The organism is Streptomyces sp. NPDC088157, from assembly GCF_044741545.1.
GTDB lineage: Bacteria > Actinomycetota > Actinomycetes > Streptomycetales > Streptomycetaceae > Streptomyces.
In genome coordinates, this window is record NZ_JBIUSU010000002.1 from 133423 (window position 1) to 152482 (window position 19060).

Consider the following 19060-nt stretch of genomic DNA (forward strand, 5'->3'; position numbering starts at 1 on the left):
ATGACATCGACGCAGCTGGGTCTGATCGGCCTCGGCAAGATGGGCGGCAACATGCGCGAGCGCATCCGCCGCGCCGGCCACACCGTCATCGGCTACGACCGCAACCCCGAGGTCTCCGACGTCAGCAGCCTCGCCGAACTCGTCGACAAGCTCGAAGCGCCGCGCACGGTCTGGGTGATGGTCCCGGCCGGCGCGCCCACCCAGTCCGTCGTCGACGAACTCGGCGACCTGCTCCAGTCCGGCGACACGGTCGTCGACGGCGGCAACTCCCGCTGGACGGACGACGAGAAGCACGCCGAGGAGCTCGGCGCCAAGGGCATCGGCTTCGTCGACGCCGGTGTCTCCGGCGGTGTCTGGGGCCTGCAGAACGGCTATGCCCTGATGGTCGGCGGCGATGCCGAGCACGTCGCCAGGGTGCAGCCGATCTTCGACGCGCTCAAGCCCGAGGGCCCCTACGGCTACGTCCACGCGGGCAAGGTCGGCGCCGGGCACTTCTCGAAGATGGTCCACAACGGCATCGAGTACGCCATGATGCAGGCGTACGCAGAGGGCTGGGAGCTCCTCGAGAAGGTGGACTCCGTGGAGAACGTGCGCGAGGTCTTCCGGTCCTGGCAGGAGGGGACCGTCATCCGGTCCTGGCTGCTCGACCTGGCGGTCAACGCCCTCGACGAGGACGTGCACCTCGACAAGCTGCGCGGCTACGCGGAGGACTCCGGAGAGGGCCGCTGGACGGTCGAGGCCGCCATCGACAACGCCGTACCGCTGCCCGCCATCACGGCGTCCCTCTTCGCCCGGTTCGCGTCCCGTCAGGACGACTCGCCGCAGATGAAGATGGTCGCGGCGCTGCGCAACCAGTTCGGCGGCCACGCCGTCGAGTCGGCGAAGAAGTAGGGCCGGCCGTGGGGGATCTGCTGCTGGTCCGCCATGGGGAGACGGAGTGGAGCGTGTCGGGGCAGCACACCAGCTGGACCGATCTGCCCCTCACCGAACACGGAGAGGAACAGGCCAAGTCCCTCGCCCCGCTCCTCTCCGGCCGGCCCTTCTGCCTCGCCCTGATCAGCCCGCTGCACCGCGCGGTCCGCACCGCCGAACTGGCGGGCGTCACCGGGGCCGTCACCGATCCCGACCTGCACGAGTGGGACTACGGCGCCTACGAGGGCGTCACCACCGTGGAGATACACGGTGGTCGTCCCACCTGGGACCTGTGGACCGACGGGGTGCCGCCCGGCCCGGACGGACATCCCGGCGAGTCGCCCGAGGAGGTCGGCCGGCGCGCCGACCGGGTGCTGTCCCGGGTGGACGCGGCGCTCCAGAACTGCCGCGGCGACGCCGTGCTGGTCGCGCACGGGCACTTCCTGCGGGTGCTGACGGCCCGTCGGCTCGGACTGCCACCCGCCGAGGGGCGGTTGTTCCAGCTGGCCACGGGCACGGTCAGCCGTCTGTCGACCGAGCACGGGCGGCCCGTGATCGCCGAATGGAACGTACGGGCGTAGCCGGTTGACACCGCTCGGCAGGGCCCGCCAGAGTCGCGGCTGATGGAGATCAACGATCTGACACCGGCCGAACAGCGACTCCGGCGGGCCTTCGCCACGGGGACGACCGTCGACTTCCGCGCGGCCGGCGAGGAGAACGGCCCCGAACGCCGTGTGCGGGCGGCGGTGTTGCGGGCGTTGCTCCTCAACGGCCCCCGGGAGCCTGGGGAGATAGCCGCCCTCAAGGTCGTCGGCGCGCGCGTCACCGGCGTCCTCGATCTGCGGAACGCGGTCGTCGACAGCATGTTCCGCCTGATCCACTGCCGCTTCGACGAGGCCCCGCGGCTGGTCGGCGCCCAGCTCAACTACGTCAGCCTGCGCGACTCCGAGCTGCCCGGTCTGGACGCGTCGCACACCCGGATCGACGGGGGGCTACGGCTGACCCGGTGCCGTATCGGCGGCGCGGTGCACCTCAGCAGGGCGCAGATCTCGGGGGCGCTGTACCTCGACGGGGCGGCCGTCACCGCGACGGACCCCACCCAGCCCGTTCTCCAGCTCAACCAGGTCTCCATCGACAACGACCTCTGTGCCCGCGGTCTGCGCACCCAGGGCCTGATCCGGCTCGACGGCGCCTCCGTCACCGGCTCGATCGACCTGGAGGACGCCGAACTGAACAACCCCGGCGCACATGTGCTGAGCGCGGAGTCCCTCGACGTGGGCGCCAACCTGCTGGGCCGGCGGATGCGCGCCCGGGGCCGCATCGATCTGCGGGGCTCCCGCATCCCCGGCCGGGTGGATCTGCTGCGCAGCTCCCTGTCCAACCCGGGCGGCACCGCGCTGCGGGCCAGCAGCTGCGTCATAGGGGAGATCTGGCTGCGCGAGGGCGCCCCGATCGAGGGCAGGCTCAACCTGCGGCGCGCCGAGGTGGGTCAGCTCCAGCTGGAGCCGGAGATGCTGCCCGACCAGGTGCGGCTGCTGGATCTCACCTACACCTTCCTCACCCCGCACGAGCCCGCCGAGCGACGGCTGCCGATGCTGGAGCGCGACGACGGCGCGTTCGACCCGCACGCCTACGAGCAGCTGACGGCCGCCTACCGCCGCATCGGCGACGACCGGGCGGCCCGGGTCGTACAGCTGGCCAAGCAGCGCCGGCATCGCGGCACCCTGCCCTGGTACGGCCGCGTGTGGGGCCGGCTCCAGGACGCGGCCGTCGGCTACGGGTTCCGTCCGCTGCGGGCGGCCGTCTGGCTGTTGTCCCTGCTGGCCGTCGGCTCGATCGCGTACGCCGGGCACCACCCGCCCGCGCTCAAGGCGGGCGAGGCGCCCCACTTCAACCCGGTCTTCTACACCCTCGACCTGCTGCTGCCCGTGATCTCCTTCGGGCAGGAGAGCGCGTTCGCGCCGACCGGCTGGTACCAGTGGCTGTCGTACGTCCTCATCGTGACCGGCTGGATCCTGGCCACGACGGTCGTCGCCGGTGTGACCAGGACGGTCAGCCGGCAGTAGGTCAGCGCACGGCGCGCTGGGCGGCCAGCCGCACCGGCGCGTTGGCGGCGCCGTAGCCCTGGTAGCCGCCGTCGCGCTGGACGAGTTCGAAGAAGACGCGGCCGACGGTGTGCGTGTAGCAGTGCCGGAAGACACCGTGCGCGTCCCGGTCGTAGAGGATGCCCAGCTCGCGGTAGGTCTCCAGCTCGCCGTCGGCGAACTCGAAGCGGGCCGCGAGGTCGTCGTGGTAGTTCGCCGGGATGGGCAGCAGACGGCCACCGGCCTCGGTGAAACGGCGGGCCGCTGCGACCACGTCCTCGGTGCCCAGCGCGATGTGCCGGGCCTGCGCGGTGTCGTCGCCGGGGGCCGCGCCGACGGTGAGCGGGAGCCGCACGCTGCCGTCGGCGTTGGTGACGGCACGGCTGCGCAGCAGCCCGTAGGGGTCGGCGACGTCGACGCTCTCCTGGGCGTCGAGGCCGAGGACGCCGCGGTGGAAGAGGACCGCCTCGTCGAAGTGGTGCCAGGGCTGGGTCAGCGCCACATGGTCGATGCGGAAGGCGTCGGAGCGGGCCGGAGCGGCGGGGGTGTGCACGTCCTCGAAGTCGGCGCGCCAGTCGGGCAGTCCGGGCCGGTTCGTCGCGCACAGGAAGAGTTCCGTGCCGTCGGGCGCGGCCACGGCGTCCAGCGCGGCGTCGGCGGTGGCGCGACGGCGCGGCAGGACGGGGGCGAGAAGTGCCTCGGCGCGGCGGGCGGCGGCGGCCGGGTCGGGTGACTCCAGGCCGATCGCGGCGAGGGTGGTGCCGTCGACGGGGGTCGCCCCGCGCGAGCGAGGCCGAGAGCGGGAGAGGGTGGCCGGACCGGTGTTGACCAGGATGCGGGCCTCGCCCCGCTCCCACAGCTCGACCGGCTTGCCGCGGTGGCGGGCGGTGCGGACGAAGCCCAGGCCGGTGAGGAGGGGGACGACGGGCTCGGCGTCGTGGGTGACCAGCTCGGCGAAGGCCACGCCGGTGGGGACCGCGGGCGCGGGCAGCGTCCGGATGCCGGCCTCCTCCTGGAGGAGCAGCAGGGAGCGGCGGGCGTCCACGGCGGTCGGGCCGGCCTCGGCCTGCCGGAAGACGTCGTTGAAGACCTCGAGCGAGAGGGGGCCCGCGTAGCCGGTGCGCAGTACGTGTCTCACCAGTCCGGCGACGTCGAAGCCGCCCTGGCCGGGGAAACAGCGGTGGTGGCGGCTCCACTGGAGGACGTCCATGCCGAGCAGCGGGGCGTCGGCCAGCTGGAGGAAGAAGATCTTCTCGCCGGGGATGTCCTCGATGCCTTCGAGGTCCTTCGGACCGGAGCTGCGGGACAGGATGTGGAAGCTGTCCAGGCAGGTGCCGAGCGCGGGGTGGCCGGCTGTCTCGACGATGCGCCAGGCGTGGTCGTAGGTGCTGACGTGCCGTCCCCAGGCGAGTGCCTCGTAGGCGACGCGGATGCCGAAGTCCTCTGCTAGGTGGGCGAGTTCGCTCAGCTGCGCGGCGGCGAGCGCGTCGTCGTCCACCGCGAGCGGGGAGACGCTGGAGCAGACCAGGACGGTGTCCGCGCCGAGCCTGTTCATCACCTCGAACTTGTGGCGGGCGCGGCGCAGGCCACGGGCGAACTCCTCGGCCGGCACCGCCTCCATGTCCCTCATCGGCTGGTAGAGATCGATGCCCAGGCCGAGGTCGGCGCAGCGGTCGCGGATCTCCTCCGGGGTGAGGGGGCTCGCGAGCAGATCGTTCTCGAAGATCTCGACGCCGTCGAATCCGGCCCGGGCGGCGGCCGTGAGCTTCTCGGTCAGGGATCCGCTGAGGGAGACGGTGGCTATGGACGTACGCACGGTGGTGCTCCTTGGGGGCTGTGCCGCGTCCCGTCAGGGGCGCGGGGCGGGGACGTCCCGCGGCTCCGCCGGGTGGGCGTGACCGGACGCGGACGGCCCGCGGCTGTCATACGGCGTGGCCCGCGGAGTGCTCCGCACCACGGGCCATCTCCGCGAAGTCGGCCAGCATGGCGACGCTGTCGGGCTCGTGGCCGGTGAACAGACGGAAGGCGTCCACGGCCTGGAAGACGGCCATGCCGCCCCCGTCCAGGGTGGCGCAGCCGACCCCGCGGGCGGTGCGCAGCAGCTCGGTCTCCAGGGGCCGGTAGACGACCTCGGCGACCCACAGGTCGGGACGGATCAGCTCGGCCGGGAAGGGCAGGCCCGGGTGTGCGGCCATGCCGGTGGGGGTGGCGTGCACGACGCCGTCGGCCCGCGCGAGCAGGTGGGCCAGCCGGTCCGGTGCGGCGGCCGCCGCCCGGCCCGGGCCGAAGTGGCGGTTGAGGGAGCGGGCGAGGTCCGCGGCCCGTTCGGACAGCGCGTCCACGACGGTGACCTGCCCGGCGCCCAGGGTGAGGGTGGCGTGCGCGACGGCCGCTCCCGCGCCTCCGGCGCCCAGCTGGACCACCCGATCGAGCGGGACGTCGGGCAGACCGCGCGCGAAGGAGGCGGCGAAACCGGTCACGTCGGTGTTGTGGCCGACGGCCCGGCCGTCCTCGAAGACGACGGTGTTGACCGCGCCGAGCGCCTCGGCCTGCGGGGCGAGCGCGTCCAGGTGCGGGATGACCAGCTGCTTGCACGGGTGCGTGATGTTGAGCCCGTCGAAGCCGAGGTCGCGGGCGGCGCGCACCAGATCGCCCACCGCCTCGGGGCCGAGGTCCAGCGCGTCGATGTCGACGAGGCGGTACAGGTAGCGCAGGCCCTGCCGATCGGCCTCCCGCTCGTGCAACGCCGGGCTGAGCGACGGACCGATACCGGAACCGATCAGCCCGACGAGATACGAGTCCTTGAAGACGACGGCCACGGCGGACCTCCTGATCGGCTGGCTAATGTACGAACTGGTGAGTTAGTCATAACACCAAGGCGGGTCCCGGGGGAAGCCTTCTCACCCCCCGGGACGCGGGTGGGCTTCTAGAATCGCGGCACTGCACCCACGCCGCTCGAAGGAACCCCGATGACCAGCGTCGACGAACCGGCACGACCCCACGGCAACGGGCGCCTGCGCGACGCCGCCCGGACCCGGGCCGAGATCCTCGACGTGGCGACCCAGGAGTTCGCCCGGGTCGGCTACGCCGGGGCCCGGGTCGACGACATCGCCGCCCGCACCAGCACCACGAAGCGGATGATCTACTACTACTTCGGCGGCAAGGAGCAGCTTTTCACCGCCGTACTGGAGCGGGCGTACGGCGTGATCCGCGAGACCGAGCAGCAGCTCGACGTCGAGCACCTCGACCCGGTCGCGGCCATCCGCCGGCTGGCGGAGCTGACCTTCGACCACCACGAGCGGCACCCGGACTTCATCCGTCTGGTGAGCATCGAGAACATCCACGAGGCCGAGCACATCGCCGCCTCCGAGAAGCTCGGGCGGATCGGCTCCCCGGCGCTCGACGTGATCCGCCGCATCCTGGCCTCCGGGCGGGAGTCCGGCCTGTTCACGGCCGAGGTGGACGCCGTGGACCTGCACGCGATGATCAGCTCGTTCTGCTTCTTCCGGGTGGCCAACCGGCACACGTTCGGCGCCCTGTTCGGCCGTGACCTGGTCGACCCGGCCCAGCGGGAGCACTACCGCACCATGCTCGGCGACATGGTCATCGCCTATCTGACGGCGGAGCGCACGGCGGACTGATCCGCCACGGAGCGGCCCGGCGCCCCGGCGGAAGATCCTACGGCGCCGCCTATTGACAGCGGAGAAACATCAGCGCAACATCCCTAGCCATCCGCTACTAACTACCCAGTGGGTTAATTAGCCGGGCACGCACCCGGCGCAGCCGCCCCGCACCCCAGGGAACCGGCCCTACTCCCCTTGCCCCACTCCACGTACGTTGGAGTTCCCTCGAAGGAGCACGCCGTGTCCGTCCCCGCCGCACCTCCCGGCCAGCCGAGGAAAGCCGCCATGGCGGCCTGGATCGGCAGCGCTCTGGAGTACTACGACTTCTTCATCTACGGCAGCGCGGCAGCACTGATCTTCCCGAAGGTCTTCTTCGACGAGTCCGACCCGGCCACCGCGACCCTGCTGTCGCTGGCCACCTTCGGTGTCGCGTACGCGGCCCGTCCCGTCGGCGCACTCTTCCTCGGTCACTTCGGCGACCGTGTGGGCCGCAAGAAGATCATGGTCTTCACCCTCATCCTGATGGGCGTCTCGACGTTCCTCATCGGCTGCCTGCCCACCCGCGCCCAGGTCGGCACGCTCGCGCCCGCCCTGCTGGTGCTGTGCCGCGTCCTCCAGGGCATCTCCGCCGCCGGCGAGCAGGCCAGCGCCAACTCCATGACGCTGGAACACGCGCCGTCGGAGCGACGGGGCTTCTTCACCAGCTTCACCCTCAGCGGCACCCAGGGCGGTCAGCTCCTCGCCACCCTCGTCTTCATCCCGATCGCGGCCCTCCCCGAGGAGCAGTTGCTGTCCTGGGGCTGGCGGGTGCCGTTCTGGCTGAGCATCGCGGTCGCCGTCGCCGGCTACGTCATCCGCCGCAAGCTGGAGGAGACCCCGGCCTTCGCCGCCCAGCAGGCCACCGGCGAGGTCGTCAAGCTGCCGCTGGTGGTGCTGCTGCGCGACCACTGGGCGGACGTCCTCCGGGTGGTCGCGGGCGCGCTCGTCGCCTCGGTCAGCACCATCTTCACGGTGTGGGCGCTGGCCTACGCGACCAGCGACTCGGTGGGGATGAGCCGCACCTCCATGCTGTGGGTGGGCGCGCTGGCCAACGTGGTCGCGCTGGCGGCCATCCCGGCGTGGGCCACGCTCTCCGACCGCATCGGCCGCCGTCCGGTGTACCTGATCGGCGCGTCCGGCAGCGCGGTGATGATGTTCGCCTACCTCTGGGCGATCTCCACCGGCTCCTACCCGTTGATCCTGCTGCTGGGCATCGCCACCTTCGGGGTCGTCTACAGCGCCGCGAACGGCGTGTGGCCCTCCTTCTACGGCGAGATGTTCTCCACCCGCGTCCGTCTGTCCGGCATGGCGATCGGCACCCAGATCGGCTTCGCGGTGGCCGGATTCGCGGTCACCTTCGCCGCGCAGATCGCGGGCCCGGACGGCGACGGCTGGTCCTCCGTGGCCCTCTTCACGGCGGCACTGTGTGTCCCGCCGGTGATCGCGGCCCTGTCGGCCCGGGAGACCGCGAAGATCCCGACCGAGCAGTTGGGCGCGCGGGGCGCGCGAAACGCCGCGCAGCCGGAAACGGTCACCGCCTGATCCTGGCCGCCCACCGGGTGGACTCCCCGGTACTTCGTGATCCCCGAGCCCCCGGACGCCTTCGTCGCTCCGGGGGCTCGGGGATGCGCCGGGACCGGTCCACCGGGCCGGGGCCGTTCTCACCCCGGGGGGAAGCCCCTCTCCACGGACCCGTCCAGCAGGGGAGCCAACTCCGCCGCGACCGTCGTCAGTGCTCGTACGTCCTGCTCCGCCCGGGCGATCAGGATCGCTCCCTCCAGGGCGCTGATCATGAGGGTGGCGAGCGAACCGGCCCTGCCCGCCGGAACGCCCATGCCGGTCAGGGCCTCGGCGACCGGGCCCGTCCAGGCCGCGAACGCGGCGGCCGCGGCCTCCCTGGTGGCGTCACCCGTGGCCGCGCCGTCGACGGTCGCCGCGGCCACGGGGCAGCCGGTGGCGAAGCCGGCCGTCGCGTACTCGTCCGTCCACTGGCGCACCATCGCGGCGAAGAGTCCGGCGGGAGTCGGCTCGCCGGTCTTCGCCAGGTCGTCCAGGAAGCGCGCGACGCGCTTGCCGGCGTAGCGGCCCGCCCAGTCCACGGCCTCGTTGACGAGCTGCTGCTTGCCGCCGGGGAAGTAGTGCTGGAGCGAACCCCGGGGTGCGCCGGCGTGCACGGCGACGTCCCGCATGCCCGTGGCGCCGACCCCGTCGCGGCGGACGAGCTGGGCCGCGCTGAAGACCATCCGCTCACGGGGTCCGCGTTCGGGCACCGGCATGGTCGGCCTCCTTCGAGCTGCGCCCCCTGGCTGCGCCGTCGCAGGAAGCCTATGACCGGCGTCATAGCGGCCGCTACTATGACCGCTGTCATAGAGCTGAGCGGGAAGGCGGCCTCATGCGGGTCGGATTCATCGGTCTGGGCGTGATGGGCCGCCCCATGGCACTGCGCCTGGCCCGCGCCGGAACGCCCCTGGTGGTGTGGAACCGCACGGCGGACTCCGCCGAGACCCTGCGCGCGGCCGGCGCCGAGGTCGCGGCGGATCCCGCCGGCGTGTTCGCCCGCGCCGACGTCGTGATCCTCATGCTGGCCGACGGGTCCGCCGTCGACGCCGTCCTCGGCCGCGGCACTCCGGACTTCGGCGCGCGCGTGGCGGGGCGCGTCGTCGTCACCATGGGCACGACCTCGCCCGAGTACTCGCGAGGGCTGGAGGCGGACGTGCGCGCGGGGGGCGGCCGCCATGTCGAGGCGCCCGTCTCCGGCTCACGGGTCCCGGCCGAGCAGGGGCGGTTGGTCGCGATGCTGGCCGGCGAGGAGGGGGCCGTGGACATCGTGCGGCCGCTGCTCGCGCCGATGTGTCACGAGACGTTTCGCTGCGGGCCGGCGCCCGGCGCCCTGCTGATGAAGCTCGCGGTGAACCTGTTCCTGATCACGCAGGTGACCGGCTTCACCGAGGCGTTCCACTTCGCGGAGCGGCAGGGGCTCGACCGGGGCCTGTTCCTGGACGTCGTGGCGGCGGGCCCGCTGTCGAGCGGGGTCTCGCGCATGAAGGCGCCCAAACTGCTGGCGGGCGACTTCGCCGTGCAGGCCGCCGCGCTCGACGTCCTCAGGAACAACCGCCTGATCGCCGGGGCCGCACGCGCGTCGGGACTGGCGTCCCCGCTGCTCGACGCCTGCCACGCCCTGTTCGAGGAGACCGTGGCGCTGGGCCATGCGGGCGCGGACATGGTCGCCGTGCTGCACGCCCTTCGAGCCCGCAGCGACGACAGCACGCCTGTCGGCGACGGCAGCCCCCGCACCCGCGACGGCAGCGGCAGGCCCACCGGCTAGCCGTCGGCGGATCCCCTGGGGATGCCGTACGCCCGCTCCACCCGCAGGCGCAGCACCAGGCGGTGGTCGCGGACCATGGCGGCGCGGTAGTCGTCCCAGTCGGGATGCTCGCCCTGGACGTCGCGGTAGAGCCTGACGAGTTCCTCGACGGTGCTGTCGTAGGGGTCCTTCGCGACCGGCGTGAGGTCTGCGGTGGCCTCGGCGACCGTGTAGGCACGGTGGTCGGACGCGGTGACGTGGTACGACGCCCGTGGGTCACGGCGCAGGTTGCGGGTCTTGGCGCGGTCGTCCGTGACGGAGATCCGGATCAGGCCCTCGTCCGGATAGTAGTGGTGCGAGACGTTCGACAACTGGGGGCGGCCGTCGCGCTTGAGGGTGACCAGTACCCCGCCGCGGCCCTCGGAGAGCAGTGCGAGCAGCGCGTTCCGCGTCCTGTCCTGAGTCATGTCCGGCACAACCCGTGTCGCCCCGGTCCCATTCCCCCGCCCCGATCCGCCGCACACGCATGGACACCGTCCACCCTCGCGCGTAGACACTGTCTACCAACTCCTGGTAGACAGTGTCCATGAGTGATTCCGACAAGCCGGACCCGGACCCCGATCTGCGCACCCGTCTGGTCGACGTCGGCGTGGACCTGCTCTCCCGGGAGGGCGCCGGAGCGCTCACCCTGCGGGAGATCGCCCGCCGGGCAGGCGTCTCGCACGGTGCGCCCCGCCGCCACTTCCCCACGCACCTGGAGCTGCTGTCGGCCATCGCCCACCGCGGTTTCGCCCAGCTGGGCGCCCGGGTGACAAAGGCGCTCGGCGACGGCGCCGCCGGTCCGCGCGTCCAGCTGGGCGAACTGGCCCACGTCTACCTGGAGTTCGCGGCGGACAACCCCGGCATGTACGAGCTGATGTTCCGTCACGACCTGCTGGAGAGCGGGCATTTGCGGCTGCGGGACACCAGCCTTCCGCTGTTCGGCGTCCTGGTGGAGCTGGTCGGCCGGGTCCGGCCCGGCTGCGACGCCCGGGCCGTCGCGGGCGCGCTGTGGGCGAACCTGCACGGCATCGCCCAGCTGTGGCGCTGGGGAAGCCTCCAACTCGCCACGGGGAACGACGACTTCGCGCCCCTTCTCCGATCGGCCCTGGACGCGCATCTCGGCCCGGCGGCCGACCGGTGAGGCCTTCCGCGTCCTCGCCGTCACTGACGCTGGCGAGCAGCGTGGCCGGTGCCATGGTCGTCGCCCTGGACGGCACCGTGCTCACCGTCGCCCAGCCCACCCTGCGCCGCGACCTGCACGCCGGGTTCACCCAGGTGCAGTGGACCAGCACCGGATATCTCGTCGCGGTGGCGGGGCTGCTGGTGTTCGCCGGGCGGCTCGGCGACCGCTACGGGCACCGCCGTACCTTCGCCCTCGGCATGCTCGGCTTCGGCGCCGCCTCGGCGGGCATCGCGCTGGCGCCGGACATCGGCTGGGTGATCGCGCTGCGGGTCGTGCAGGGCGCGTTCGGCGCGCTGTTGCAGCCGGCCACGCTGGGGATGCTGCGGGCCGCGTACCCGCCCGAGCGGCTGCGGACGCCGATCGCCGTGCGCACCGCGTCCATCGGGGTGGCCGCGGCGGCCGGGCCGGTGGTGGGCGGGGCGCTGGCCACGGAGTTCGGCTGGCGGGCCGTGTTCCTCCTCAACATCGTGCCCGCGCTGCTGTTCGGTGCACTCGCCCTCGCCTCCCGGGACCGCCCGCGACCGCCCGCCGACGTCCCGCTCGACCTGCCAGGCGCCATGCTGCTCGCCGTGGCTCTGGCCTGCCTGGTGCACGCGCTCGTCACCCTCCCCGCCATGACGTGGTCGGCGCCGGTCTCCCTCCTCGCCGGCGCCGCCTTCGTACGGCACGAGCGCCGCACCGGCTCCCCGCTGCTGCCGCCGGAGGTGGTGCGCCCGCCCGCGGTGGGCGGGGCGCTCGGCGTGCTGGTCACCGCGTCGGCCGCCCTCAACGGCGGACTGCTGGCCTGCGTCTATGTCCTCCAGGACGACCTCGGGCTGACCCCGCTGCACAGCGCGCTGCTCAGCCTCCCGCTGGCCGCGCTGCTGATCGCCGCCGCGCCCGCCTCCGCCGTCCTGCTGCGCCGGTCCGGCGCCCGCGCCACGGTCGCGGGAGCGATGGCGGTCCTCGCCGCCGGGCTGCTCCTCCTCGCCCGGGCTTCCGGGCCGTTCTCCTTCTGCGCCGGGTTCGCGCTGGTGGGCGCCGGTTTCGGCGCCGTGATGGTCGCGGCGACCCATGTCGTCGTACGGCAGGCTCCCGCGGAGTCGGCCGGGGTGGCGGGCGGGTTGCAGCAGACGGCGATGAACGTGGGGCCGGTGCTGGGCGTGGCGTCGGCGACCGTGCTCATGGACTTCGGCGCGGCGCGCTCACCCCTCGTCCTGCTGGCGTTCGTGGTCGCGGCGGCGCTGCCGGTCTGCCGGGCGCTGCCGGGCCCTTCGCGCCCCGCCCCGCCCGCCCCTTCTCTCTGCACCCCGGCGGGTGGAAGCGACGCAACCCACACGGATCACGACGTCGAAAGGGGTCCGCACTCGCGTTCCCTGCGCGACCATGAGGTCTGAGGGCGTCCGGGCGGGGTAGGCCGGGACCGCACCTTGAACGATCGCACCGGAGGAGAACGATGGCACTGCTGCGGCAAGAGGTCGACCCGAGCGAGGTCGGGCTGGACGCGAAGGCGCTGGACCGTCTCGATCAGCATGTCGCCCACTATGTCGACGAGGGGCGCCTGCCCGGGTTCCTCGTGGCCGTCTCCCGCGGCGGCAGGGTCGCCCACCTCACCGCGCACGGGCACCGCGACATCGCCGCCGGACTGCCCGTCGAGGCCGACACCCTCTACCGGATCTACTCGATGACCAAGCCGGTCACCTCGGTCGCCGCGCTGATACTGGTCGAGGAGGGCCGGCTGGGCCTGGACGACCCGGTCGCCGACCACCTCCCCGCCTTCGCCGACCAGCGGGTGTACACGGGCGGCTCGGGCGCCGACCTCACCACCCGCCCGGCCGGCCGGCCCCTGCTCGTGAAGCATCTGATGACCCACACGGCGGGGCTGACCTTCGCCTTCTACCACTGCCACCCCGTCGACGCCCTGTACCGCGAGGCCGGGCTGGAGTCGGCGGTGCTGCCGGGCTCGGACCTGGCCGGCACGGTCGAGGCATACGCGCGACTGCCGCTCCAGTTCGAGCCGGGCACGCAGTGGAACTACTCGGTGGCCACGAACGTCCTGGGCCGGATCATCGAGGTCGTCTCCGGCCGGCCGCTGGACGAGTTCCTCGCCGAGCGGATCTTCCGCCCGCTCGGCATGCCCGACGCCGGCTTCCAGGTCACCGACGAACAGGCCGGCCGGCTGGCGGAACTGTACGGCGACAGCGGCGACGGCAGCGGCATCGAGCGGATCCCGGGCCTGCCGCTGTTCGGCCGCCCCCGGTTCCTCTCGGGAAGCGGCGGCATGGTGGCGACCGCGTACGACATCCACCGGTTCAGCGAGCTGCTGCGCCGCCGCGGCGAGCTCGACGGCGTCCGGCTGCTCGCGCCCGAGACCGTCGACCTGATGACCCGCAACCACCTCCCCGGCGGCGCCGACCTGCGCTCCTTCGGCAGCCGCCCCGCCCACGACGAACCCGGCAACGACGGCGTCGGCTTCGGCCTGGGTGTCTCCGTGGTCACCGATCCGAGCCGCACGCAGGCCCCCGGCGGCCTCGGCACCTACGGCTGGAGCGGTGTCGCCACCACGACGTTCTGGGTCGACCCGAGCCGCGATCTGAGCGTCCAGTTCCTGACCCAGTTGAGGCCGAGGAGGTCTCTGAAGCTCTACCCCGAACTCAAGCGGCTGATCCACGAGTCAGTCACGTCCTGACCGGGTCGGCCGACGCCTGGCCGTCAGCATTCGGTCGGTCGGCTCTATTCGATCCGCAACGTGAAGTCGAGCCCCTGATCCCCGAGTTCACGGAGCCACTCCTCGGAGCGCGTCGCCGTCTCGGCCGCCCGGCTCAGCCCGGGCGACAGGGAGCCGTCCATGATGTGCCGGACGCCCAGGGCGAGCGGCCGGGAGACGCAGCGTGCCATCGCGCTCTCCTCCTCGCCGCCCTTCAGGTCCAGGAGGTAACTCCCGGACCAGGTAGTGCCGTTGCCGACGCCTTCACCGCTGCCGCCGCCTTCGTCCCTGCCGCCGCTGTCGCCACCGGGCACGTGCACCTCCAGCGACACGGCGAGGACCACGCGGTCGCGATCGGTCTCCGTGGTGGGGTGGGCCGCCGCCAACTCCTGAGCCAGCGCGGCGATCCGGGTGTCGTCGCCCGCCGTCAGCTGTTCGAAGACCGTGTCCCAGGCCCGCAGCCAGCCGTCCAGGCGCAGGGTGCCGCGTACGAAGGTCCGCGCCTTCCAGGCCCGCGGCAGCCCGTACTGCTCGATGAACGGGACGCTGTCACGGTTGGGATAGACCTCGAAGTTCTCGCCGTCGACGAGGTGTCCGCGCGTCGCCTCCCAGGGCCGGTCGGCCACGATCTCGGTGCCGTCCTCGACGTAACGCGCGGGCGAGCGCAGGGCGTTGAGGACGCCGAGCGGCGCCCAGCTGAAGCGGTAACGGAAGGCGTTGGGGACCGCCGGGACACCTCCGCAGTACGAGGTGAGACGGTACGAGGCCGCTGTGTCGTCGCCGATCGCCTCCCGGGCGCGAGCGACGAGGCTGTGCGCGAAGAGATGGTCGATGCCCGGGTCGAGCCCGGCTTCGGTGAGCACGACGATCCCGGCGTCGGCGGCCGCCGGCACCTGCTCCATCACCGCGTCGGAGACGTAGCTGGAACACGCGAAGTGGGCCCGCCGGGCCACGCACGCCGCCAGCAGGCTCGCGTGCTCGGGCGCGGGCAGCATCGACACCACGACGTCCCCGGGGGCCAGCCGGGCCGTGAGCGCGTCGAGGCCGTACGCGCACGGCTCGGCCCGTCCGGTCAGGCCCAGCCGGTCGAGGGCCTCGGCCGCTCGCTCCGTCGTGCGGTGCCACAGCCGTACGCCGTCGGTGCGCTCGCACAGGGCGGCCAGGCCACTGCCCGTGGAGAGACCGGCGCCGACCCAGTGGACGGTACCGGTCGCCGGAACGAGGTCAGACACGGTCCGACTTCCCTTCCACGAGAGCCAGTTCGCGGGATGCCTGGTGGAAGCGGTCCAGGCAGCGGCCCCACGATCCGCCGACGCCGAAGTCCAGCAGCTGGGGCGTCAGGGCCGCGGAGAAGTCGACGCTGGACTCGCGCGGCAGCAGGGACGGCAGGTTGTCGATGGCGATCAGGTCGAGCGGGGGTTCCTTGCGCAGGCGGCGCACGGGCTCCGCCCACTCGGTGGTGCGGTCGTACACCGGCAGGACGTTGAGCGGCGAGCCCACGTCGCAGGTGACGTCGGAGAGGGTGCGCAGCCGGCGGTCCGGGGCGTCGAGGTCCTCCTCGCGGACGAACGGCGGCACCGGGCTCGTGGCGAGGACGCAGTTGACCATCACGTCGTGGGCCAGTAGGGCGGCGCGGTCCAGGTCGACGGTCTCCGCCAGGTCCCAGCAGGTGGGGTCGACGCCGGCGGTGGCGAACGCGGCCCGGGCGCCCCGGCCGCTACGGCCCAGGGCGCCGACGACGAGGGCGGTGAACCCCCCGTCGCCGGGGGCCGGACGCAGCGCCTCGTCCCATACGCCCCTCTCGGTGGGCAGCAGGGGGGCGGTCAGCCTGCCCCGGTGCTGGAGCACCGCCAGGGCCGCACCCAGGTAGCCCGCCCAGAAGCCGAACGCGGCGAGGCGACGGCCGTCGTCGTCGACCAGGTACTCCAGGTCCAGGAGCGCCCCTCCCCCGGCGGCGAACCGGCGCAACAGGGCTGCGGCGCCCGGCTGTTGTTTGTAGGCGTGTCCGAAGAGGATGTGGCGGTGCGTCAGCCGGTCCGGCTCGTCCGGGAGTTCCTTCAGGCCCAGGACGACGGCGTCGCGGGGCGCGGACACCCAGGAGCCGGCGGGGACGACCCGGGCGCCGACGGCCTCGTACTCCCGCGCCGGGAAGACGCGCTGCGGAGAGTCCTCGACGGTCAGTTCCACGCCGGCCTCGACGAGGCGGCGGGCGTCGTCGGGGACGACCGGGGTGCGCCGTTCGGTGGTGCGGGCCTCATGGCGCAACCACAGGTGCAGTTCGGTCATACGCGGTTGACCTCCGGACGCGGGGCGTCGGCCGCGAAGCGGTCGGCGCTCAGGGGCGTGACGTCCACGAAGGGTACGCGGCCGATACAGAGGTCGCGGACGACCTCGCCGACGGCCGGTCCCTGCAGGAAGCCATGACCGGAGAAGCCGGTGGCATACAGAAAACGGGATACCGAGGACGCCTCGCCGATCAGCGCGTTGTGGTCCGGTGTGACCTCGTACAGTCCCGCCCAGCCGCCCGTGCGGCGCAGGTCGAGGAGCGCGGGCGCGCGACGCTCCATGGCCGCGGCGAGGCGGGGGATCCACCGGTCGTGGGTGTCGGTGGCGAAGCCCGGCCGTTCGTCGGGGTCCGACATCCCGACCAGCAGCCCCGGGCCCTCGGCGTGGAAGTAGAGGCTGCTGGTGAAGTCGATGGTCATGGGGAGGTCCGGCGGCAGACCGGGGACCGGTTCGGTGACCGCGATCTGGCGGCGCAGCGGCTGCACCGGCAGCTCCACGCCGGCCATCGCGCCGACGCCCCGGGACCAGGCCCCGGCCGCGCAGATCACCGTGTCGGTGGTGATCCGGCCGAGGGTGGTCTGCACGGCGGTGATCGTGTCGCCCCGGCGTTCGATGCCGGTGACGGCGGTGTGCCGCAGGATGCGCGCCCCGCACCGGCGGGCGGCGGCCGCGTACCCGTGGACGACGGCCTCGGGGGTGCAGTGGCCGTCGTCGGGCGAGAACGCGGCCGCCCGTAACCCGTCGGTGCGGATCAGCGGGGACAGGCGGCGCGCCTCGGCCGGGTCGATCATCCGGCTGGGCACGCCGAGCGCGTTCTGCAGCCGCACGCCCGCCTCGAAGGAGGCGACCTCCTCGGGGGTGGACAGCAGGAAGAGGTAGCCGACGCGGTGCAGGCCGATGTCGTGTCCGATCTCCTCCCCGAACCGCCCGAACGCCTCCAGGCTGCGCGCCCCGAGCTGGATGTTCAACTCGTCGGAGAACTGGGCGCGCACCCCGCCCGCGGCTTTCGAGGTCGAACCCGCGGCGAGTTCGTCGCGCTCGACCAACAGGACGTCGGGTACGCCGACGGCGGCGAGGTGGTAGGCGATGCTCGTGCCCATCACCCCGCCGCCGATGACTACGACCGAGGCATGCGTGTTCACCGGGGCGGCTCCTTGTCACGGCGGCCCCGGCCCGTACGCCGGGACCGGGGCTGTCGTACGCCATGGCCGCCACGATCCCCACCCGTCGGGGCGGCGGTGCGAAGCGGCTTCAGGACCAGTGCGCCACCGCGTCCAGGTGGGGCAGCCGGTGGTCCAGGCGTTCCCGCTTGGTGCGCAGATAGGTGATGTTGTTCTCGCACGGCTCGATCAGCAACGGCACCTCCTCGGCGACCCGGATGCCGTTGTCCACCAGCGCCTCGCGCTTGCGCGGGTTGTTCGACATCAGGCGGACGGAGTCCACGCCCAGGTCACGCAGGATGTCGGCGGCCACCTTGTAGTCGCGGGCGTCGACCGGGAAGCCGAGCGCCACGTTCGCCTCGACCGTGTCCAGGCCCTCCGCCTGCAACGCCATCGCCCGCAGCTTGCCGAGCAGCCCGATGCCCCGGCCCTCGTGCCCGCGCAGATAGACGACGATGCCGCGGCCCTCCGAGACGACAGCCCGCAGCGCGGACGCCAACTGGTCGCCGCACTCGCAGTGCTGGGAACCGAACGCGTCGCCGGTCAGGCACTCGGAGTGCAGCCGGGTCAGGACGTCCTCGGTGCCGATCTCTCCGTAGACCAGGGCGACTTGCTCGTCACCGCGGTCATGGTCCATGTAGCCGATCGCCTGGAATTTCCCGTACACGGTGGGCAAGGGGGCATTCACCACGCGTTCCACACCGGTGCGCTGCGGGGTCTTCGTGCCGAGTACGCCAATTTTTTCTGTCATGATCTGGTTCCTAAGCAGAGACGAAGGGCCGGGAAGAAATGAGTGGTGCGGAAATACGGTCGGCGGCGTACGGACTGGTGCCGACGGACACTACCGAAGACGTGCGGACCCGGGGCGCCGATGTCTCGGCACAGGTGGCGGTCCTGCCCGTCGGAAGCTTCGAACAGCACGGTGCGTACCTGCCGTTGGCCACCGACACACTGGTCGCCTGTGCCATCGCCCGGGAGATCGCCGGGGCGTACCCGGTGCACCTCCTCCCGCCGGTGACCATCGCCTGCTCGCACGAGCACGCGGCCTGGCCGGGAACCGTCAGCATCTCCTCCGTGACCCTTCACGCGGTGGTACGGGACATCGCGGCGTCGCTGCGCCGCTCGGGCGTCGAGGCCCTGGTGCTGGTCAACGGACACGGCGGGAACTACGTCCTGGGCAACGTCGTCCAGGAGTCCTCCGCCGCCGGTGAGCGGATGGCGCTCTTCCCGGCCCCGGAGGACTGGGAGGCGGCGCTGGAGCGGTCCGGGGTGTCGACCTCGCTGCTCACCGACATGCACGCCGGGGAGATCGAGACCTCGATCCTGCTGCACGCCCACCCCGAAGTCGTCCGGCCCGGTTATGAGTCGGCCGATTTCGTCGCGGACGACCGCCGTCATCTGCTCACGCTGGGAATGTCCGCCTATACCGATTCGGGCGTCATCGGCCGTCCTTCCCTGGGATCGGCGGAAAAGGGGAAGGAACTCCTGGCGAGCCTGGCGGATTCCTTCGGCGCGTATTTCTCATTGCTGGCTTCGGGGGCTCCGGCGGCTTCGGGAACCGAAACGGGTGAGGCCGGAACGGATGACGCCGGAGCACGTGACGCCGAAGCCGGTGACTTCGAAACGGGTGACTCCGGAACGGATGACGCGACGTCGTCGTGACGCCGCTCGTCGAGCCGGGGACCCGCGCCGTCGGGGGCCCCGGCCCGCAGCCCCGCGTACCAGCGGACGACCAGCACGA

Annotated in this window: 18 protein-coding genes; 10 read left to right on the forward strand and 8 right to left on the reverse strand. The window is 72.6% G+C overall.

Features of this window, described 5'->3' with window-relative positions; all coding sequences use genetic code 11:
* Genes gnd through ACIPFH_RS07005 form a run of 3 tightly spaced genes read left to right on the forward strand, consistent with a single transcriptional unit; the run spans position 1 to position 2978 of the window.
* Positions 1-891, forward strand: a complete 891-nt coding sequence (gnd, locus tag ACIPFH_RS06995) for a phosphogluconate dehydrogenase (NAD(+)-dependent, decarboxylating) (protein WP_401823974.1) — start codon at positions 1-3, stop codon at positions 889-891.
* An 8-nt stretch (positions 892-899) separates the two neighbouring features.
* Positions 900-1493 (forward strand): histidine phosphatase family protein, encoded by a 594-nt coding sequence (locus ACIPFH_RS07000; protein WP_401823976.1) that lies wholly within the window; start codon positions 900-902, stop codon positions 1491-1493.
* A 42-nt stretch (positions 1494-1535) separates the two neighbouring features.
* Positions 1536-2978, forward strand: a complete 1443-nt coding sequence (locus ACIPFH_RS07005) for a membrane-associated oxidoreductase (protein WP_401823978.1) — start codon at positions 1536-1538, stop codon at positions 2976-2978.
* 1 nt (position 2979) lies between these two features.
* Here the strand turns inward: ACIPFH_RS07005 and ACIPFH_RS07010 are convergent, their stop codons facing one another.
* The gene (locus ACIPFH_RS07010) at positions 2980-4812 is read right to left on the reverse strand and encodes a bifunctional sugar phosphate isomerase/epimerase/4-hydroxyphenylpyruvate dioxygenase family protein (RefSeq protein ID WP_401823979.1); all 1833 of its coding nucleotides are present in this window, start codon (positions 4810-4812) and stop codon (positions 2980-2982) included.
* Between the two features lie 106 nt (positions 4813-4918).
* Positions 4919-5815 carry a shikimate dehydrogenase gene (locus ACIPFH_RS07015; protein WP_401823981.1) on the reverse strand — a complete coding sequence of 299 codons (897 nt, stop codon included), beginning with the start codon at positions 5813-5815 and terminating at the stop codon, positions 4919-4921.
* 150 nt (positions 5816-5965) lie between these two features.
* Here ACIPFH_RS07015 and ACIPFH_RS07020 point away from each other — a divergent pair, with 150 nt between their 5' ends.
* Both ACIPFH_RS07020 and ACIPFH_RS07025 read left to right on the forward strand, forming a co-directional pair.
* A complete protein-coding gene (locus ACIPFH_RS07020; RefSeq protein WP_401823983.1) occupies positions 5966-6637 on the forward strand; it encodes a TetR family transcriptional regulator in 672 nt (223 codons plus the stop codon).
* 222 nt (positions 6638-6859) lie between these two features.
* On the forward strand, positions 6860-8200 hold the full coding sequence (locus tag ACIPFH_RS07025) for an MFS transporter (protein ID WP_401823985.1): 1341 nt from the start codon (positions 6860-6862) through the stop codon (positions 8198-8200).
* Between the two features lie 119 nt (positions 8201-8319).
* Here the strand turns inward: ACIPFH_RS07025 and ACIPFH_RS07030 are convergent, their stop codons facing one another.
* Complete coding sequence (locus ACIPFH_RS07030) at positions 8320-8934, reverse strand: TetR/AcrR family transcriptional regulator (protein WP_401823987.1); 615 nt, start codon at positions 8932-8934, stop codon at positions 8320-8322.
* A gap of 26 nt (positions 8935-8960) precedes the next feature.
* On the opposite strand from ACIPFH_RS07030, the gene ACIPFH_RS07035 reads away from it, so the two are divergent.
* Complete coding sequence (locus tag ACIPFH_RS07035; protein ID WP_401825078.1) at positions 8961-9983, forward strand: NAD(P)-dependent oxidoreductase; 1023 nt, start codon at positions 8961-8963, stop codon at positions 9981-9983.
* Here the strand turns inward: ACIPFH_RS07035 and ACIPFH_RS07040 are convergent.
* Positions 9980-10429, reverse strand: coding sequence for a PPOX class F420-dependent oxidoreductase (locus ACIPFH_RS07040; RefSeq protein WP_401823988.1), 450 nt, complete (start codon positions 10427-10429; stop codon positions 9980-9982). The genes ACIPFH_RS07035 and ACIPFH_RS07040 overlap by 4 nt on opposite strands.
* Before the next feature lie 119 nt (positions 10430-10548).
* Between ACIPFH_RS07040 and ACIPFH_RS07045 the strand changes: the two genes are divergently transcribed.
* Genes ACIPFH_RS07045 through ACIPFH_RS07055 form a run of 3 tightly spaced genes read left to right on the forward strand, consistent with a single transcriptional unit; the run spans position 10549 to position 13855 of the window.
* A complete protein-coding gene (locus ACIPFH_RS07045; protein ID WP_401823990.1) occupies positions 10549-11145 on the forward strand; it encodes a TetR/AcrR family transcriptional regulator in 597 nt (198 codons plus the stop codon).
* Between the two features lie 53 nt (positions 11146-11198).
* Positions 11199-12563: an MFS transporter gene (locus ACIPFH_RS07050; protein ID WP_401825080.1), complete on the forward strand. Its 1365-nt coding sequence runs from the start codon at positions 11199-11201 to the stop codon at positions 12561-12563.
* 59 nt (positions 12564-12622) lie between these two features.
* Complete coding sequence (locus tag ACIPFH_RS07055) at positions 12623-13855, forward strand: serine hydrolase domain-containing protein (protein WP_401823992.1); 1233 nt, start codon at positions 12623-12625, stop codon at positions 13853-13855.
* Between the two features lie 44 nt (positions 13856-13899).
* On the opposite strand, the gene ACIPFH_RS07060 is transcribed toward ACIPFH_RS07055, so the two are convergent.
* The 4 genes from ACIPFH_RS07060 to ribA all read right to left on the reverse strand — a co-directional run bounded on the left by ACIPFH_RS07060 (position 13900) and on the right by ribA (position 18070).
* Positions 13900-15105 carry a saccharopine dehydrogenase family protein gene (locus ACIPFH_RS07060; protein WP_401823994.1) on the reverse strand — a complete coding sequence of 402 codons (1206 nt, stop codon included), beginning with the start codon at positions 15103-15105 and terminating at the stop codon, positions 13900-13902.
* The gene (locus ACIPFH_RS07065; RefSeq protein ID WP_401823996.1) at positions 15098-16159 is read right to left on the reverse strand and encodes a saccharopine dehydrogenase; all 1062 of its coding nucleotides are present in this window, start codon (positions 16157-16159) and stop codon (positions 15098-15100) included. Before ACIPFH_RS07065 ends, ACIPFH_RS07060 begins: the two co-directional genes overlap by 8 nt.
* Complete coding sequence (locus ACIPFH_RS07070) at positions 16156-17301, reverse strand: NAD(P)/FAD-dependent oxidoreductase (protein ID WP_401823998.1); 1146 nt, start codon at positions 17299-17301, stop codon at positions 16156-16158. The genes ACIPFH_RS07065 and ACIPFH_RS07070 overlap by 4 nt, the downstream gene beginning before the upstream one ends.
* 109 nt (positions 17302-17410) lie before the next feature.
* Positions 17411-18070 (reverse strand): GTP cyclohydrolase II, encoded by a 660-nt coding sequence (ribA, locus tag ACIPFH_RS07075; RefSeq protein WP_401824000.1) that lies wholly within the window; start codon positions 18068-18070, stop codon positions 17411-17413.
* Positions 18071-18108: 38 nt separating this feature from the next.
* Between ribA and ACIPFH_RS07080 the strand changes: the two genes are divergently transcribed.
* Positions 18109-18981 carry a creatininase family protein gene (locus ACIPFH_RS07080; protein ID WP_401824002.1) on the forward strand — a complete coding sequence of 291 codons (873 nt, stop codon included), beginning with the start codon at positions 18109-18111 and terminating at the stop codon, positions 18979-18981.
* The last annotated feature ends 79 nt before the right edge of the window (positions 18982-19060 follow it).

What these genes read in the sequence shown, in the direction of transcription:
- gnd (WP_401823974.1), top strand. Translation starts at nt 1, where the DNA reads ATGACATCGACGCAGCTGGGTCTGATCGGCCTCGGCAAGATGGGCGGC.
- ACIPFH_RS07020 (WP_401823983.1), top strand. Translation starts at nt 5,966, where the DNA reads ATGACCAGCGTCGACGAACCGGCACGACCCCACGGCAACGGGCGCCTG.
- ACIPFH_RS07030 (WP_401823987.1), bottom strand. Translation starts at nt 8,934, where the DNA reads ATGCCGGTGCCCGAACGCGGACCCCGTGAGCGGATGGTCTTCAGCGCG.
- ACIPFH_RS07040 (WP_401823988.1), bottom strand. Translation starts at nt 10,429, where the DNA reads ATGACTCAGGACAGGACGCGGAACGCGCTGCTCGCACTGCTCTCCGAG.
- ACIPFH_RS07045 (WP_401823990.1), top strand. Translation starts at nt 10,549, where the DNA reads ATGAGTGATTCCGACAAGCCGGACCCGGACCCCGATCTGCGCACCCGT.
- ACIPFH_RS07055 (WP_401823992.1), top strand. Translation starts at nt 12,623, where the DNA reads ATGGCACTGCTGCGGCAAGAGGTCGACCCGAGCGAGGTCGGGCTGGAC.
- ACIPFH_RS07065 (WP_401823996.1), bottom strand. Translation starts at nt 16,159, where the DNA reads ATGACCGAACTGCACCTGTGGTTGCGCCATGAGGCCCGCACCACCGAA.
- ACIPFH_RS07050 (WP_401825080.1), top strand. Translation starts at nt 11,199, where the DNA reads ATGGTCGTCGCCCTGGACGGCACCGTGCTCACCGTCGCCCAGCCCACC.
- ribA (WP_401824000.1), bottom strand. Translation starts at nt 18,070, where the DNA reads ATGACAGAAAAAATTGGCGTACTCGGCACGAAGACCCCGCAGCGCACC.
- ACIPFH_RS07080 (WP_401824002.1), top strand. Translation starts at nt 18,109, where the DNA reads ATGAGTGGTGCGGAAATACGGTCGGCGGCGTACGGACTGGTGCCGACG.
- ACIPFH_RS07005 (WP_401823978.1), top strand. Translation starts at nt 1,536, where the DNA reads ATGGAGATCAACGATCTGACACCGGCCGAACAGCGACTCCGGCGGGCC.